Source organism: Pseudomonas sp. N-137 (genome assembly GCF_034555295.1).
GTDB classification, from domain to species: Bacteria; Pseudomonadota; Gammaproteobacteria; order Pseudomonadales; family Pseudomonadaceae; genus Aquipseudomonas; species Aquipseudomonas rhizophila.
In genome coordinates this window covers 61,888-79,447 of sequence record NZ_JAXUDQ010000015.1, presented here as the reverse complement: position 1 = coordinate 79,447, position 17,560 = coordinate 61,888, and the positions used below count along the sequence as shown (strand labels likewise).

General features: G+C 59.1%; 14 protein-coding genes. 5 read left to right on the top strand and 9 right to left on the bottom strand.

Features of this window, described 5'->3' with window-relative positions:
* Window positions 1-297: 297 nt before the first annotated feature.
* Both T3A99_RS14165 and T3A99_RS14160 read right to left on the bottom strand, forming a co-directional pair.
* A complete protein-coding gene (locus T3A99_RS14165) occupies window positions 298-1,053 on the bottom strand; it encodes an ArsR/SmtB family transcription factor (RefSeq protein WP_274091186.1) in 756 nt (251 codons plus the stop codon).
* 56 nt (window positions 1,054-1,109) lie between these two features.
* The gene (locus T3A99_RS14160) at window positions 1,110-1,451 is read right to left on the bottom strand and encodes an FKBP-type peptidyl-prolyl cis-trans isomerase (RefSeq protein WP_076385304.1); all 342 of its coding nucleotides are present in this window, start codon (window positions 1,449-1,451) and stop codon (window positions 1,110-1,112) included.
* Between the two features lie 146 nt (window positions 1,452-1,597).
* On the opposite strand from T3A99_RS14160, the gene T3A99_RS14155 reads away from it, so the two are divergent.
* Together T3A99_RS14155 and T3A99_RS14150 are read left to right on the top strand one after the other, a co-directional pair.
* Window positions 1,598-2,659: a M4 family metallopeptidase gene (locus tag T3A99_RS14155; protein WP_047227613.1), complete on the top strand. Its 1,062-nt coding sequence runs from the start codon at window positions 1,598-1,600 to the stop codon at window positions 2,657-2,659.
* On the top strand, window positions 2,659-2,991 hold the full coding sequence (locus T3A99_RS14150; protein ID WP_139050564.1) for a protealysin inhibitor emfourin: 333 nt from the start codon (window positions 2,659-2,661) through the stop codon (window positions 2,989-2,991). Before T3A99_RS14155 ends, T3A99_RS14150 begins: the two co-directional genes overlap by 1 nt.
* On the opposite strand, the gene T3A99_RS14145 is transcribed toward T3A99_RS14150, so the two are convergent.
* Entirely contained in the window at window positions 2,988-3,296 is a 309-nt protein-coding gene (locus tag T3A99_RS14145; protein WP_047227615.1) for an RcnB family protein, read from the bottom strand. The genes T3A99_RS14150 and T3A99_RS14145 overlap by 4 nt on opposite strands.
* A 162-nt stretch (window positions 3,297-3,458) precedes the next feature.
* On the opposite strand from T3A99_RS14145, the gene T3A99_RS14140 reads away from it, so the two are divergent.
* Complete coding sequence (locus tag T3A99_RS14140) at window positions 3,459-4,082, top strand: DJ-1/PfpI family protein (protein WP_047227616.1); 624 nt, start codon at window positions 3,459-3,461, stop codon at window positions 4,080-4,082.
* A 146-nt stretch (window positions 4,083-4,228) separates the two neighbouring features.
* Window positions 4,229-5,332 carry a DNA alkylation repair protein gene (locus tag T3A99_RS14135; protein WP_274091187.1) on the top strand — a complete coding sequence of 368 codons (1,104 nt, stop codon included), beginning with the start codon at window positions 4,229-4,231 and terminating at the stop codon, window positions 5,330-5,332.
* An 8-nt stretch (window positions 5,333-5,340) separates the two neighbouring features.
* Here T3A99_RS14135 and T3A99_RS14130 read toward each other — a convergent pair whose 3' ends face one another.
* The gene (locus T3A99_RS14130) at window positions 5,341-7,419 is read right to left on the bottom strand and encodes a putative bifunctional diguanylate cyclase/phosphodiesterase (protein ID WP_322834496.1); all 2,079 of its coding nucleotides are present in this window, start codon (window positions 7,417-7,419) and stop codon (window positions 5,341-5,343) included.
* 219 nt (window positions 7,420-7,638) lie between these two features.
* Here T3A99_RS14130 and pncA point away from each other — a divergent pair, with 219 nt between their 5' ends.
* Complete coding sequence (gene pncA, locus T3A99_RS14125) at window positions 7,639-8,265, top strand: bifunctional nicotinamidase/pyrazinamidase (protein WP_322834495.1); 627 nt, start codon at window positions 7,639-7,641, stop codon at window positions 8,263-8,265.
* Between the two features lie 14 nt (window positions 8,266-8,279).
* Here pncA and T3A99_RS14120 read toward each other — a convergent pair whose 3' ends face one another.
* From T3A99_RS14120 to T3A99_RS14100, 5 genes are all read right to left on the bottom strand, one after another.
* Window positions 8,280-9,578 (bottom strand): ATP-binding protein, encoded by a 1,299-nt coding sequence (locus T3A99_RS14120; RefSeq protein ID WP_160892833.1) that lies wholly within the window; start codon window positions 9,576-9,578, stop codon window positions 8,280-8,282.
* Between the two features lie 4 nt (window positions 9,579-9,582).
* Window positions 9,583-10,284, bottom strand: coding sequence for a response regulator transcription factor (locus T3A99_RS14115; protein WP_322834494.1), 702 nt, complete (start codon window positions 10,282-10,284; stop codon window positions 9,583-9,585).
* 179 nt (window positions 10,285-10,463) lie between these two features.
* Complete coding sequence (locus T3A99_RS14110; RefSeq protein WP_274091189.1) at window positions 10,464-12,998, bottom strand: autotransporter outer membrane beta-barrel domain-containing protein; 2,535 nt, start codon at window positions 12,996-12,998, stop codon at window positions 10,464-10,466.
* Between the two features lie 216 nt (window positions 12,999-13,214).
* Entirely contained in the window at window positions 13,215-16,103 is a 2,889-nt protein-coding gene (locus T3A99_RS14105; protein ID WP_274091190.1) for a hypothetical protein, read from the bottom strand.
* A gap of 199 nt (window positions 16,104-16,302) precedes the next feature.
* Window positions 16,303-17,487 carry a pyridoxal phosphate-dependent aminotransferase gene (locus T3A99_RS14100; protein ID WP_322834493.1) on the bottom strand — a complete coding sequence of 395 codons (1,185 nt, stop codon included), beginning with the start codon at window positions 17,485-17,487 and terminating at the stop codon, window positions 16,303-16,305.
* Window positions 17,488-17,560: the final 73 nt, after the last annotated feature.

Below are 17,560 nucleotides of genomic sequence, written 5' to 3'. Positions count from 1 at the left end.
GGGTCTGTCGTTGGCCATCAATCATGCGTTCAGCGCAATTCCACTGTGGGAGCGAGCCTGCTCGCGATGGCGGTGAATCAGCTTGCATGGATGCTGGATGTGAAGGCCCCTTCGCGGGCAAGCCCGCTCCCACAGAGTCTGTCGTTGGCCATCAATCATGCGTTCAGCGCAATTCCACTGTGGGAGCGAGCCTGCTCGCGATGGCGGTGAATCAGCTTGCATGGATGCTGGATGTGAAGGCCCCTTCGCGGGCAAGCTCGCTCCCACAGGATCTGTCGGTGGCCATCGATCATGTGTTCAGCGCAGGTCCACTGTGGGAGCGAGCCTGCTCGCGATGGCGCCAGCAGGTCCGACATCCATCTCGACATCGACACCCAATCGCGCCGCCATTTCCTTGCCCCCACTGGTCGTCAACGCCAGCGCCCGGCTATCCAGGTCCTGAACCACCCATTTGCGCTTGATCGCCACTTGCAGCAACGCCGCGCCCAAGGCGCCCCCCAGGTGCGGACGGCGCATGCTCCAGTCCAGGCATGGACAGGCAAATCGGCGTCGCTGACCGGCAAGCGCCTGGACATCAATGCCCAGCCCTTGGAACAGCGCTTCGCCGGAGTCACTCAGGCGATACCCTTTGCCTTCCACATCCACCAGCCATCCGGCTTCAAGCATCCGATCATGCATGCGCACCGCCAGCATGCCAGCCATGTGGTCGTAGCAGGTGCGGGCAAATTGCAGGCGATCCGGGGTGCGCGGGGTGAAGGTCGGGGCGGCGTTCTGGCCGATCACCATCAACGCTTCCAGCGCCTGGGCAACCCGCTTATCCGCCAGGCTGTAATAGCGATGTCGGCCCTGGACGTACAGACGCACCAAGGCCAGTTCCTTGAGCTTCGCCAAATGGCTGCTGGCGGTAGACGCACTGACATCGGCGATGCTCGCCAACTCCGTACTGGTTCGGGCATGGCCGTCCATCAACGCGCACAGCATTCGGGTGCGGGCCGGTTCGGCAATGGCCGCGGCGACCTGGGACACCCCAAGGTCATGTTGCTCTGCATTCATATTTCGCCCCCCCGACGAATCGAGCCATGGCAGGACTTCAGATAGTAGCAACACTTTCAATCGTCGCGGGTCAGCACTTCCAGCAGCTCGATTTCGAAAATCAGATTGGCGCCCGGCTTGATGTGAGCGCCCATGGACCGTTCGCCATAGGCCAGATTCGCCGGCACCCACAGCTTGCGTTTGCCGCCGACCTTCATGCCCATCAGGCCGACGTCCCAGCCCTTGATAACCCGACCGGTGCCGATCACGCACTGAAAAGGTTTGCCTCGACTGTAGGACGAATCGAATTCGGTGCCGTCTTCCAGCGTGCCACGGTATTGGGTGGTGATCAGCGCGCCTTTGACTACGCTTTTGCCGTCGCCCTGCTCCAGGTCGATGATGTGCAGTTCTTCGTTCATGGGCTACTCCCGTGTGGTTCAGGCGCGGGTTTTCGCAGAATTCCGCGTGTCTGGCAAACTTTTGTGTGTTGGGTGCACAAGGGAACCGCAGCGGCCGCTTCGGTTCACATGGGTATCGACCCTGTATTTCAGATAAGGATGTTCTGATGATCGACTTTCGCCCGCTCCACGGCTTCATTCCTCCCTATATCCTCAACCGAATCATCGCCCACGGTTCCGAACATCAACGCTCCAGCGCCCTCGGCACCCTGACCCACGTACGCAATCTGCGGCACAACCCCGGTCCGCCGCACACCCCGCCCGCCGCCGCAGCGCTGCCCAGGCCCGGCAAGCCCGGCCAACCCCAGCGCAGCGTGCATGACGCACAAAACACCATGGAACTGCCCGGCCAGCCGGTACGCCTCGAAGGCCAGGCCGCCACTGGCGACCCGGCCGTGGACGAGGCCTACGATGCCCTCGGCGCCACCTACGATTTTTTCTGGAAAGTGCTGGGGCGCGACTCCATCGACAACAAAGGTTTCGCCCTGGTGGGTAGCGTGCATTACGGCCAGGACTACGAAAACGCCTTCTGGAACGGCGCGCAGATGGTGTTCGGCGACGGCGATGGGGAAATCTTCCAGCGTTTCACCCGCTCCCTCGACGTGGTGGCCCACGAGTTGGCCCATGGCGTGACCGAAAGCGAAGCCGGATTGATCTACGCCAACCAGTCTGGGGCGTTGAACGAGTCCATGTCCGATGTATTCGGGGTGCTGGTCAAGCAGTTCGTCCTCGAACAGACCGCCGACCAGGCCGACTGGCTGATCGGCGCCGACCTGCTCACTGACAAGATCAACGGTGACGGCCTGCGCAGCATGTCCAACCCCGGCACGGCCTACGATGACCCGCTGCTGGGCAAGGACCCGCAACCGGCGCACATGCGTGAATTCGTCATCACCCGCGAGGACAACGGCGGCGTGCACATCAATTCCGGCATTCCCAACCGCGCCTTCTATCTGGCGGCCACCACGCTGGGCGGATTTGCCTGGGAAAAGGCCGGCCGGATCTGGTATGAAACCTTGTGCGACAGAAGACTGGCCAACGACGCCTCCTTCAGCGACTTCGCCCGCTTGACCGTCGAGCACGCCCGCCAGCGCTTCGGCATCCGGGAAGTGCAAGCGGTGCAGAACGGCTGGGCTCAGGTTGGCGTCGATTTAACCGAGGAGCACTGATGAAACCCCTTCCAAACCTCGATGATCACGCCGTGGTGCGGCTGTCCCGCCAGGGCGGCGTGGCGGCGATGCCCGGCTTGACTCGCCCTCGGGAAATCGATTTCTCCCAGTGCGATCTCGACCAGCGCACGCGTATCTGTTCGGTACTGGAAGGGTGTCTGCCGCTGGACTCGGCGGCACCGGGGCGTGGCGACCAGCGTTTTTTCCGGATCGAGGTGCGCTATCGCGCCAACGACCAGGACGACGAAATGGTGCTGCAGGTGCCTGAAGACCAGGCACCCGGCGAGCTGGTTCGCCTGTGGGACAAAGGCGAAGTGAGCTCAAAGGACTAGCGTGTGGCGGGGGTGATTTTCAGAATGCGGCCGGAGGCAATCACTACCATCACGTATTTGTCATGGATCTGCACCCATTGCGCGCCTTCTTCGGGTGCTTCGAGCCCCTTCTCCTTCCAGTTTTTAATGGCCTTGTCCGAGCGCTGATATTCAGAAGGCGTCCGGTCGGCCTCCACCAACCGGCGACCATTGTTGGGTGAATGTTCCACCGCATCTCCGGTGGCCTCGACCGCTTGCGCCACAGGGCCAAAGGCTCCGAGACCGGCGATCAGGACCAGGCTGGCGATCAGGGTAGGCTTGCGCATAAAAACTCCAGTGATTTCGAGAATACTGAAATCTCCGACTTCAACGGCGGCGAATCATTCCTTTTACTGTAGCGACGAATCCGTCGCCGACTGTACGGGGCGGTGATGCCGACAACCGGCGTAGGCTGGCAAAAAAGCCATTTATAAAAACCGGGGCTCGCCATGCACATCGCCATTCTGACCTTCGACGGCTTCAACGAACTGGACTCACTGATTGCCTACGGCATGCTCAGCCGTATTTCCCTGATCGGCGATAAGGAGTGGCGCGTGAGCATCGCTTCACCTACCCCGCGCGTCACGTCCATGAATGGTTTGACCATCGACGCCCAGATCGACCTGGAGCAGGCCTGCAAGGCCGACGCCGTGTTGTTTGGCAGCGGCATGAAGACCCGGGAAGTGGCCGACAACCCGGCCATCATGAGCCGGCTGCGCCTGGACCCGACGCGCCAGTTGCTCGGCTCCCAATGCTCCGGCACATTCCTGCTGGCACGCCTGGGGCTGCTCGGCCAAGCACCGGCCTGCACCGACACCACCAGTAAACCATGGGTCGTGGCGGCGGGTGTCAACGTGGTCAACCAGGCGTTCCACGCCAATGGCAATATCGCCACCGCCGGTGGCTGTTTCTCCGCCCAGTACCTGTCGGCCTGGGTGCTGGCGCGGCTCAAGGGCCTGGAGACCGCGCGGGAAGTGCTGCATTACTTTGCCCCGGTGGGCGAGAAAGAGGCCTATGTGGAACGGGGGTTGGGGCATATCCGCCAGTATGTGAGTGAAGTGGCGCAAGTCTGAGGCGATGCCCCTGTGGCGAGGGAGCTTGCTCCCGCTGGACTGTTGCGCAGCCCGACGGGAGCAAGCTCCCTCGCCACGGGCCGGACTACACATTGGCAGCCACATCCCCTATAAAGTCCAACACACCTCACCGCACGGATCCCGCCATGAGCAACGCCACCACCTCATCCCCTGCCCTCAAGGAAATCTTCAACGCCACACGCCTTGAGTACATCGCCAGTGAAATGAGCGCGGTGTATCCGGCTTTCGATAGCCGGGCGTTCCTGGACATGGCCAATGACGGGCTGAGCGAGTTGTCGGTGATGCAACGCATGGCGCGAGTCAGTGAGTGCCTGCATGCGGTACTGCCCTTGGAGTACGAGGCGTCGCTGGATGTGCTGCGGGACCTGGCGCCCCGACTCAACAGCATGTTTGTCAGCATGTTCCTGCCCCACTACGTGGCGTCCTACGGCCGGCACAGCTTCGACCTGTCCCTGGATGCGCTCAAGTATTTCACCCGGTTCGGCTCTTCGGAGTTCGCCGTGCGGCATTTCCTGCGCGATGACCTGGCGCGCACCCTCAAGGCCATGCACGACTGGGCGCACGACCCCAACGAACACGTACGTCGCCTGGCCAGCGAAGGCAGTCGACCGCGCTTGCCCTGGTCGTTCCACCTGGAGCCGATCCAGGCCAACCCCGACCTCGCCGCCGCGATCCTTGAGGCCCTCAAGGCCGACAACAGTCTGTATGTACGCAAGTCCGTGGCCAATCATCTCAACGACATCACCAAGCAGCACCCTGACTGGGTGCTGGACCGGATCGAAGGCTGGCCCCTGCAAGATCGCCATACCGCATGGATCGCCCGCCATGCTTTGCGCAGCCTGATCAAACAAGGCAATTCGCGGGCACTGGCGGTTATCGGCGTCGGCGGCAAGGCGCACATCCAGGTGCTGGACTTGCAGGTCACGCCGGCGGTGATTCGTCTCGGCGAACCGATTACCTTGTCGTTCAAGGTGCAATCAACCCTCGAGCAGAGCCAGCGCCTGGTGATCGACTATGCCATCGACTACGTGAAAGCCTCGGGCGGCACCTCGGCCAAAGTCTTCAAGCTCAAGACCTTCGACCTGCCTGCCCTTGAGTGCGTCAGCCTCAGCCGCTCCCAGCATATTCGCGAACTGACCACCCGCCGACACTACGCGGGCCGGCATGCGGTGCATCTGCTGGTCAATGGCGAACGGCTGGGCAGCACGGCGTTCGACATCGTTCCCTGAGCGGCCGCTCAGGCCAGCGCCAGCCGTTGTGCCTTGCGAATGTCGTGCAGGAAGCGCTCGGCCGGCAGCGGGTGGCCCAGCAGGTAACCCTGCAGCGAATCGCACCCCAATTGAGTCAGGAAATCCTGCTGCATGTCGGTCTCCACCCCTTCGGCAACAATCCGCAGCCCCAGGGCCTGGCCGAGGGCGACGATGGCCGAGACAATCGCCGCATCATCACTGTCGTGCTCCAGGTCGCGGACGAAACCGCGATCGATCTTCAGCTCGTTGGCCGGCAACCGCTTGAGGTACATCAGGCTCGAATAACCGGTGCCAAAGTCGTCGATGGACAAATCCACGCCCATGTCCGAGAGCTGCTGCAGCACGGTCATGCTTGCATCGGCATCGCTCATCGCCGTGGTTTCGGTGATTTCCAGGGTCAGGCTGTTGGCTGGCAGATGATGAATTTCCAGCGCCGTGGCGACGCTCTGCACCAGGCCCACGTGGCAGAACTGCAAGGCCGACAGGTTCACCGCGATGCGCCAGTCGGTGTAGCCGAGCACGTACCATTCGCGCATCTGGCGGCAGGCCTCGTTCAACACCCATTCCCCGATGGGAATGATCAGCCCGGTCTTTTCCGCAAGGTCGATGAAAGTATCGGGCATCAACAGGCCCTGGGTTGGATGCGTCCAGCGCAACAAGGCTTCGGCCCCCACCGGACGGCCGTTGGCAGTGTCGAACTTGGGCTGGTAATGGAGGCTGAACTGGCGTTGCTCGACGGCGATGCGCAGGTCTTGCAGCAGTTGCAGTTGCTTGCGGGCGTTGCTGTTCATCGAGGCATCGAAAAAGCTGTAGCCATTCTTGCCGGCGCCCTTGGCGTGGTACATCGCCGCGTCGGCATTCATCAGCAGCTCTTCGGCGCTCTGGCCGTTGCCCGGATAAAGCGCGATGCCGACACTGGCGGATATCTGCAGGTCATGATCGGCCACCCGGAATGTGCGACCGATCAGCCCGACCTGGCGGGCCGCCAGGCGCAACGCATCGTCAGGCTCGGCCAGTTGCACCAGCAGCACGAACTCATCACCGCCGATCCGCGCCAGGGTGTCCTGGCTGCGCAAGTCTTCCCGCAGGCGCAGGGCCACGTCGCGCAGCAACAGGTCGCCCATGTGATGGCCGAAAGCATCGTTGACCGGTTTGAAGCCATCCAGGTCGATGAACATCAAGGCGAAACAGCCGCCCTGCTCATGCACCCGATGCATGGCCTGACCGATACGATCGGCCAGCAGCACGCGGTTGGGCAATTCGGTGAGGGGGTCGTGCAGGGCCAGTTGCGTCAGCTCACGGTTGGCCAGGGTCAGCGATTGGGCCAGCTCTGCGGTCCGGGCCTCCAGGCGCGCATCGAGAATCGACGTGAGCAAGGCGATGGCCAGTACCGCCAACGTGGTGATCAGCACCAGATTGTCCAGACCCTTGCCACTCAAGCCGTCCAGAGCACCGCAAAAGCTGCCGTCGCTGAAGCGCGCTGCGGCCATGCCGGTGTAATGCATGCCGACAATGGCCAGGCCCATCACGACAGCAGCGCCGGCGCGGGCCAGACGTACATGGGGGATGTTCTGGCGCAAGCGAAAGGCGATCCACAACGCAGCCGCCGAAGCGCCGACCGCAATCACCAGCGAAGCCCCGAACAACGAGGGGTCATAATCAATACCCGGCTGCATCCGCAGCGCCGCCATGCCGGTGTAATGCATGGCGCTGATGCCGGCGCCCATGATCAACGCGCCGAAAGCCAGTTGCCACGCCGGCAATTGCGGTTGACTGACCAACCACAGGGCAAAGCCGCAGGACAGGATGGCAGTCAGCAGGGACAAGGCGGTGATCGACACATCGTAGCCAAGCTCCACCGGCAAGGTGAACGCCAGCATGCCGATAAAATGCATGGACCAGACCCCGACGCCCATTGCCAGGGAACCGCCGGCCATCCACCAATGCGCCGCGCGCCCCTGGGTGGTCGCGATGCGTCCGGTCATGTCCAGCGCAGTGTAGGAAGCCAGTACCGCAACAAACAGGGAAATAGAAACAAGGGCCGGTGAGTAGCTGCCGATGAGCATGGTTTTTTCTCGTGACTGGAAAGCCGAACTGCTTCCATGCCCGGTTGAAAGGCGGCGATTGTACTCAATTGCGGTACGGGCGTACCGACCAAATATCAAAAAGCCATCAACCCTGGAATATTTGCGACGAAGGACATCTTGTCTCCGGATGACTGGAGGCACCTGCGTCACAGGCCGTTCGGCTAAGCTGTGGTGGGCCATTTTTCAGGAGACCCATCCATGACCGCCCCAACCACCGCGTTAGTGGTAATAGACGTTCAGAACGACTTCATCCCCGGAGGCCAATTGGCCGTACCGGGGGGTGACGAAATCGTGCCATTGATCAACCGCCTGGGTGGTTCATTCAGGCACGTCATCCTCGCCCAGGACTGGCATCCGGCCGGGCACGCTTCGTTTGCCTCCAGCCATCCGGACAAGCAACCGTTCGACCTCATTCAACTGCCCTATGGCGAACAGAAACTGTGGCCCGACCACTGCGTACAGGGCACCCAAGGCGCCGCGCTGCACCCGGCCCTGGACCTGCCCCACGCGCAACTGATCATTCGTAAGGGTTGCAACCCGGACATCGACAGCTATTCGGCCTTCATGGAAGCCGACCGCCAGACACCCACCGGCCTGACGGGCTACCTCAAGGAGCGCGGCATCGACACGGTGTACATGGTGGGGCTGGCGCTGGATTTCTGCGTGATGTTCTCGGCGCTGGATGCCCGGGCGGCGGGGTTCAATGCATTTGTGGTGCTCGACGCCTGTCGGGGCATTGATATCGACGGCTCGATGGAGGCGGCAATCCGGCGGATGCAGCAAGCGGGTGTGGCGCTGATTGAATCGAGCGCAATAAACGCCTGACCCCTCCCCCAGCCTCACCGCGTTGGCAACCACAAGCGCAATCGCGCCCCACCCAGCGGCGAAGCTTGCGCCGTCAGCGTACCGCCCTGGGCTTGCAGGGCGCGACGGCTGATGGCCAGTCCCAGGCCAAAACCGCCCGTGGCGCGATCGCGACTGCGGTCCAGGCGATAGAACGGTTCGAATACACGCTCGCGCTCGCTGTCAGGAATACCGATACCGTCGTCGTCGACCCAGATCTCGCAACCCTGGACGCCGACCAGCACGCCGACCTGGATCCGCTTTTCGCAATAACGCATGGCGTTGCGCAACAGGTTCTGCAACGCCCGGGCCGTCAGGCGCGGGTCCAGCACGAAACGCTCCAGCGTGCCGTGCAGCAGCACATCGATCACCACATCCGGCGCCGCCAGGTCCTCGTCGACACTGCCCAGGATACTGTCGATGAACTCGTCCAGCGCCACCTCCACGCGTTCGGGCAGAAGCTCGGGGTTCTGCAGACGGCTGTAAGACAGCAACTCCAGCACCAACTCATCCAGCTCGCGGATGTGCGCCACCAACCCTTGCAGCCGTTCGCGACTGGCCGGCGGCAGGTCATCGGACAGCGCCAGGGCCAGGCCGAAATCGAGGCGGGTCAATGGCGTGCGCAATTCATGGGATACCGCATTGAGCAGATCGCGCTGCTGGTTGAGCAAGCGCTCGATGTCGCCGGCCATTGTGTCGAACACGTGGGCCAGGCTGCCGATGTTCGAGCTGGAGCCAATCTGCGTACGTTCGCTCAAATGGCCTTTGCCGAAGCGTTCAGCCGTGCGTTTGAGCCGTTCCAGATCGCGCCAATGCGGCCGCAACCAAAGCAGCAGGCACGCCAGCATCGTCGCACCGATCAATACGTTGATGCTCCAGTACAGCCAACTGACCTCGGTCGGGTCCGGGGGCACAATCATCTTGACCGCCGTGCGTTCATCCAGCGGCGCGGCCGCCAGGGTTCGCCAGGCCCATTCGCCCAGGCGCACCACGTTTTCACCGCGCTGCAGACGTGCCTGCTCGTCGGCGCTGAACCCCTCATCCTCGATGGCCGCCAGTTCGATGCGCAGCGGCTCGAACTCCTTGTCCATCTGTGCCGCCAGTGCTGGCCACTGTTCGCTGGGCACGTTATGGAACTGCCTGACCATCAAGGTTTGCAGGCCACGGGAGTAATCGAGGTTGTAGTTCAGGAAGCGCTCATGAAACAGCCGGACCACCAACTCCGGCATCAGATAGATCGCGGCGCTGTAGGACACGATGGTGACCAGGTAAAGGCGAATCAGCAGCTTCCACATCGACTCAGCATTCCCACTCGGAACGGCTGAACAGATAACCCTTGCCCCACACGGTCTTGATCTTGCGGGCTTCGCCGGCGTTGTCGTCGAACTTGCGCCGCAGCTTGGAAATCGCCACGTCCACCGAGCGGTCGGTGCCGTTGAACTCGATGCCGCGCAGACGCTGCAGAATCTGGTCGCGGCTCAGCACCTCGCCGCAATGCCGGGCCAGTACCACCAGCAGGGTGTATTCGCCGCTGGACAGCTCCACCGCTTGCCCGCGCCAGGTCACGGTGCGTTCGGACAGGTCGATGCACAGGTTGCCCATGAGAATGCGATCGTTGACCGTCTGCGGCTCGGTAAGGCTGCTGCGGCGCAACAAGGTCCGAACCCGTGCCAGCAGGACCCGGGGTTCACAGGGCTTGCTGACGTAGTCATCGGCGCCCATTTCCAGGCCCAACACCTGATCATGGCTGTCGTCCCGGGCGGTGAGCATCAGAATCGGCAGGGTCGCCGAATCGGCCCGCAACAAGCGGCAGACCTGCAAGCCGTCCAGCCCCGGCAGCATCAGATCGAGGATCACCAGGTCCGGCGGATCGACCCGCGCCCGTTCCCGCACATGATCGCCACGGCTGAGCACACTGACCCTGTAGCCGTTGCGCTCCAGGTAGCTGGCGATCAGTTCAGAGAGGGCGGTGTCGTCTTCGACAAGGAGGATGTTGGGCATGGGTGCATCCAAAAAGGGCAAGGCGCAGAAAACGTCAAGCGGCCAAGGATATACGCCCTCATCTGCCGCTGAGCAAAACCCTTACATAATTTCACACAACCTCTACGAATTTTTACCCTGAATACAAAAATGCCCCGACATTGTCGGGGCATCACAGCGCTCGCGGCAGAACTCATCAATCAGAAGAAATAACTCAACCGCAAGCTACCACTCCAATCCTGACTGACGGTTGTCCCTTTGCTGCCTCCAACCTGACCCGAGACCTGCCAGTTGCGTTGGGCCGGCGTCCACTTCAGGCCCGCACCGTACTCAAGCACTGTGCTGGCCCGGTCATCATCGAAGCTGTCGTCGTTGATCCTGACCTCGTTGGTCTTTATGAACTCATGATTAATGCCCGCCGACAAACTCGGCTCCAGCAGGCCGCCATTTTCGAGACTGATCACGCGTCCGCCCCTGAGGCCCACGTTCCCTTGCAGAGAACGCATAGTGTCGGCTTTTACTTCAAGGCCGTTGTCCAGGCGATAGCTATCGCTCTGGGTCACGCCCGTCGAGACTCGCACCTGTGGCTCGATGAAATAGTTATCTTGCAAGCGAATATGCTTGCCCACCGCGACCGAACCGCTTGCTCCCAATGCCTTGTAATCACCCTTGGAACGGGTACCGTCGCTCATGGTGACCTTGGCTTTATTGTTGAACTGGTTGACCTTGGCCATGACGTTGACGAATACACCGCTCTGGACGTCATAGGTACTGCCGTAGACACCGAGGTTTACGCTGTCGACCGTTGCACTGGATCCGTACCGCAGATCCATGTTGGTGTGGCTGGTGCCTACGAAGCCACCGAGTACCCATGCACGATTGCCGATATCCACCAATGTATCGGCACCGCCAGTGATCCCGTTCTGGTTCTGCGAGTAGCCATCGCCATAGGCGTTGTCGACGCTGTATTGATTACCGTAAGTACGTACCCAGACGCTGTTGCTCAACTTGGTGTCGTTATCGCTGGCCGAACGCATTGAGGCATCGGGCAGTGCGCTTAATCCCCGATCACCGATCTGATCGTTGAGCATGTTCATCTCTGCGTTCAATACGCTGCGAGCACTGCCGGCCAAAGCCAATGCGGTATTGGTGGACGGGCTGACGGTGTCTCGGTCGGGATTAAGGTACAAACCCTCCCCATCCTTCTTCAAGCGGTAGACGAAGGTACCCGCATCGACCGTTTCTCGACCACCCAGCGAGAAACTCGCATCGCCAGCGGCAATGTTGCCGATTTTGACGGCTTCAGCACTGGTTGGCGTGGTCCCGGTCGCGGAGACCAACAACTGATGTTGCCCGCTGGCAGTACCGGTAACATTCAGGAAGTCTGTATTACCGTTACCCAGATCGGTGCCCATTACAAAAGTACCGTTACCGGAAAGCTCGCCTATGTTCAGTTGCTGAAACTGCTCATTGGTGCCCATGCGGACCACACCGCTGCTCAAGCCGAGACGCTGTACTGTATTGTCGCCAGTCATCACCCATTGCGCGGCGTTGTTAATGTTCAAGTCACTCGAGTCGGTGATCTGCCCCGTCAGCACAGCGCCGTTGTTGAGCAATACAGTGCCATTGGCGTCCGAGAGCACATCGCCGGTCATCTGGCTGTTGTTGTCTAGCCTGAGATCAAACACGTTCTCCACGTTGCCATTAATCACTGAGCCGTTGTTCAGGCTGACCGCGGTCCCTGTCCCCGCAACGGCCATTACATTGCCGTTCAGGGTGCTATTATTATTGAGGTTGACGTTGGTAACGTTTTGCAAGTTACCTTCAAGCGAGGAGCCGTTCTGCATCAGCCAGGACACCGTACTGCCGGTATCGGCTATGACGTCGCCGCGCAGAGCGCTTGCATCGACGTTGACGTTGGCTGTGGACGTATTGCTGGCTTGAAACAGTGTTCCGTTGCCACCGTTCAACTGCGAGCCATTGAGTACGTTGATGGTCGCGACAGCACCAGGATCACCGAAGGCGCCAACGACAATTGCCGAACCCGTGCCCCCCGTTACGACTGTATTATTCAAGGTCACCGTGTTGGCATTCACGCCGGTATTATCCACACCGATTCGCAGGCCGTCCTGACCACCGGAGATCGTGCTTGCGGTCGCCGAAAGCGTTGCCCCTTCCAGTTGAGCGCCGTAACTGGTCGCGCCGGTGCCACGCAGGGTCGAATCGTTGACTGTCAGGACGTTGAACCCCGTGGCGTTTGCGCCGCCGACGAGTCCGGTAATTGTGCTTCCGCCTGTGACGGTAGCGCTGGAGGCGGTTGGGGTGTTGATGTCACGCGCCAATAGCAGGCCCATGCTGTTGGTACTGGTAATAGTGCTAGCTTGGATCGTGGCAGAGCTGTTGCTAAGCGAAAGCGCCCCTCTCCCCGTCGAACTTTCTACAGTTGCGCCAGCCATCGCGATATCGGAGCCCTCGCGGGCTTCAATCCGCGCACTCTGACCACCATTGAATATGACATTGGCATTTTGCGAGCTGATCGTGAGTGCGCTCGCATTGTTTATTGTCAATGTTCCACCTTGAGACACAGCCCACGCCTCTGGTGCTGGAGGATTAGTAACGGTCTCACTTTCCCCAGGAACAAGAGTTCTAGCATGAACCGCAGGAGTGCCGAGGAACAATACGGCAAGCAGATAACCCGTTCTCTTGCGATTTATGAGCGTTGGAAGTTGAGGCATGAGGACTCCGCATAATCAATTAAACAACTTCCCTTCAAGCAGAGAAGTCATCAAAAAAAACGTTCGCCAGACTAAACAGCAACCCAAACGAAAGATGTCGGAAAACTCTTCACCAAAAGTAGGAAAAATCCCTTAATCCCTGAATATACAACCCATAGACAGCCGGCCCAGCCAAACAGTATCGCGAGAGGGTCAACCCCTCTCGCGATACTTACCTCACGGTGTAGGTACAGGTAACCTGTCGCAGTACTCGCCGCTGGGGGTGATTGTATCAAGCGGTTTAATGACCGGTATCGAGCTCTGTAAACCACCAATATCGGCAGTGTACCAATACTTACCAAATGCACGAGATCCGAGCACCGGCTGCGCTGCTTTGAACACCGCAGCACTTCCAACAGTAGCGACATCCACTGTCGATGCGTCCTGGATAGTATAGGTCTGTGAATCTTCCGTGCCGGGGATCAAATTAGCTCCAGCAGCATCCGTATAAGCCGCAAAATGTGCGGTAATGACTGTACCTTGCGGCAGAACGGTCGATTTCGGAATAGTAAGAGCCAAACGCCAGTTGGTAGTTGCATCATTCATTGCAAAACAGTCGATTTGGTTCTTGGTGGCAGGATTGCGAATTCTGATAGTTGGTTCTAGCAGATCAATTCTCTTGCCTCGGACAATGACCGTCTGGGCTGTAGATTTGATTACGTTCTTGTCGATCCCGGTTCTTTGTCGTGTCCAGTGCGCAGGCACGCTGGGCGTCGGAAGCGCGGCTATGATGCTCGCCGTAATAGGCACCTCGAACTCAATCGCGTCACTAAACGGTGAAAAATCGCCCACCAGCTGATCATTCACATAACATTTAACCGTCTCCGCTGAAGTAATCGGTGGATCCGTGAGGGCGAGCGTAACTTTGAATTTACCCGCCTTATCGCGATCACCTGGCAGCAACTCGTTAGGTGTCAGCGACTGCCCCGTTACTACAGGCAAGGCAAATGCGGGGTTGGTCAGATCCGGCAATTCTGGATATATCCCTCCTGGCGGATACAGATCCATCCAGAAAAATAATGGGGGGGAAGGAAATGGCGTTGCGGCACCGCGCTCCAGTTCAAAATAGGCTTTGACTTCCAAGGCATCTGTTGACGCGCCAAAAATATCCTTTAGCCCAGCGACATAAGGAAGCGGAAAGTTCAGATCCACATCGGCAAGAGGTTGGGGGCCAAACGCCTTGAAATTAGTTGGGTCATTGGCCTCTTCGACGTAAAACTTTATCTGGTCGCCTGGCTCCGCATTATCGATGGGCAAGCGCTCGACAATGCCCAGCACTCCGCTGCCGGAAAAATCATCGAGGTATAAGGTTGTCGCCCCATCCGGATCAGTGGCCGGGACTAAAGGACGCTTATTCAGGACCGGATCCAGCGCAAGCCCCAACGTCAACAGCGCGGAGGGCAATGAACTTGCGCTTCTATTTCCAGGAAGGTCCGTCCAAAAATAATGAATATTGACGCGCCCATTTGGCAACCCTCGCAAGACACTGCTCAGCACCGTAAACACACCCGTAGCGGGAACTGCCGCTTTGTAGACCTGAAGATCCATACCGCCGGCGGAAAAATGCACCTCCAGCTCATCGTCGAGACGACGTAGTGGATAGGTCACGTCAACCGTAAATTCCAAGTCGGTGTTGGCAGTCAGCCAGGCTTCGTTCACCGTTCTCAAGGGATCCGTGGGCGCATTGGTAAAGGCCGGCGCAGGTGTAGGGGGATTTTTTTTACGTGAAGGATACTTGACTTCAAACGGCGCCGTTCGGTCTATGTTGAACTCTACAATATTGGTGGGATCAAAGTTGCCCCCTCCGTCTTTATGAAATTTCATCTGAACCTGCCAACGGGTGGGTGTCGCAGGTTGGGCGTCTTCAATAAAGTCAGCCGCTGGAAGAGGAATAGGTAGGACGCCAGCAGGTCGCTGATCGATCGGGCCAACTAACACAGTATGTTTAGCATCGCCAAACGTTTCTCCTACCCGTGCATAATAGAGGTCAACTTCGTCATCCTCGCCCTCTTCTGTGGGTACAGGCCGCTCCAGATTTGCAATAATTTCGCCGGTTTCCAAAACGGCGATTGAGATTGACTCGTCCGCCAACGTGTCGATGTCCACATCTAGGTCCAACACTCCGGAACGCGTGGACATCGGACGAGTTTTGGGGGGAACAATTTTTATAGCCATGGTTGCCTCTCCAATTACATTCATGTTTGACATAGTTGAGGGAGTACTTTCACCGGGTGTCACTCTGTCTATTTTTACCAACCCTTTCCTTGACTCGGCCACCAGCCTCCCCCCATGAAAGAGCTGATACACAACCACGGCAGAATCCTTATCGATCAGAGGCCTGATATTTGGCTGAAACGGAACCACCAAATCAAAACCAGCTGATATGTCTGGCGCTTGAAGTATTCGTTCCCAGACACCATATGTCCCCGAAACTGGCGGACCGCTGCCATTCAAGCTCGAATAGCCTTGCCATTGAACTTTTACCTGATCCCCTGGCAGGGCGATATTGGTCAAACTCGGTATTGCAACCGTAGCGCCACTCGTTAACGGTGGAACGCTGTTGTTATTCAAATACCCCCAAAGATTCGCGTGTGGGAATGTGGGTTCGGCCAATATTATGAGCGGCGTGTGATCGATGGTGAGTTGTCTTCGAGGGGACGGATCATCAGTGCCACCTGCCCCCTTCCATATATTGTAATAAACATACGCCACACCATCCTTGGCTAAATGTTGAGACGTCAAATCGAAATATAAAAAATCCACCGCCAGGGGCACCGGATAAAATACGGTATAAAGCCGATCCTCTAGCCCATTTTGAAGCCAGATGATCCACAGTTCATCATTAGGACGCGGATCAATCCAATATGGGATAACAATTCGAGTCCCCCGCTGCAATATTTCGCGAGGCACATGCCCTTCCAGATCATTATCATTTATACCCTCCACCGAGAGGGGCTTCGCCATAACTTCGCTATTTTCGCCCTGCATCTGGTTTTCTTCTAGAAAAGCCATCGCGATCACCTTGCCAGAAATTTCAATCGACGCTTTCGCAGCCCGCAAGGTCATTTAGCGCCGGGTGATGACAATTTCCAACTGTCAGATCTTACAGGTAACAGCGCCATTCATCGGATACATAAAAGAACCGAGGCTTGGATGAACGGTGGAGGAATCAAACATATTCCGAAAAGGAAGGCCTCATCACTGCAGACGAGTGCCTCCCCTCAATACAATAGAGTCAGAATGGTGGTTGACGCTTACTTAGTTGTCAGATGTGCAGCTTTACTGACCGCGCTGCGCAATCTGCTATTTGCCCGCAGGCGATGGCCAGTTTTCCTTCTCCTACCACCAACCCAATCCGAATATGCCCCGCCGCACTCGGCCCAAATGCCTCCCCCGCCAGCACCGATACGCCATATCTGTCCAGCAGCTGCTCAGCAAACACTTGAGCTGCCAAACCAGTCTCGCGTACATCGACCATCACAAACATGCCGCCATCGGGCCGCACGGGTTTAAGACCTGGGCAGTTTTCCAGCGCCGCGCACACCAAGTCGCGGCGTTGACGATATTCCTCGCGCATCACCGCCACCTCAGGCAAATCCTGATCGAGGGCAACCTGAGCGGCGCGCTGGACGAAATCCGGCAGACCGAACAGCATGCACAACGACAGGTTGGCCAGATGTTCGGCCAGCGGTTCGGGACCGATCACCCAGCCGATGCGCCAACCGGTCATGGCGTGGGATTTGGACAGGCTGTTGATCGTCGCGGTGCGCTCGGCCATGCCCGGCAGGCTGGCCGGGCTGATGTGTTCGCCTTCGTACAGCAGGTCGCTGTAGACCTCATCGCTGATCAGCCACAGATCATGTTCGATGCACAACTGCGCCAATGCTTGCCAGGTGGACAGCGGCAGGCTGGCGCCGGATGGGTTGTTCGGGCTGTTGAGCAGCATCGCCCGGGTACGGGGGGTAATCAGCCGGGCGACGTCGGCCGGGTCAACCCGAAAAGCGTTTTCCGGGCGCACCGCCACCGGCAGCACTTTCGCTCCGCAGGCACCAAATACGGCTTCGTAAGTGACATACATCGGTTCTGCGATGATCACTTCATCACCGGGGTTGAGCAGACATTGCGCAACCGCATAGACCCCACACTGCGCCCCCGGCAACACGGTGACATGCCCGGCGCCTACCGGCTGGCCACAACGCTGGCGATGGCGCCGAGCAATGCTGGCGCGCAGGGTGTGCAAGCCGCGCACGTCCGAATAATGCGTGTCTCCGGCGCGCAGGCTGGTCACAGCGGCGTCGATGATGGCGCGAGGGGTGTCGAAATCCGGGTCGCCCACCGATAACAGCAATACATCCATGCCCTGCTCACGCATGGCCAATGCCCGGTCGTGAATCTGCCACGCGGCGGCGCCGTCGCCGGTGATGCGGCGGGTCAAATCTGAAAAGCGCATGTACCACTCCTGTTTTGCGCGAAGTCCAGCCTCAACCCTATCTCAAATTCAACGCCGTGGGAGCAAAGCTTGC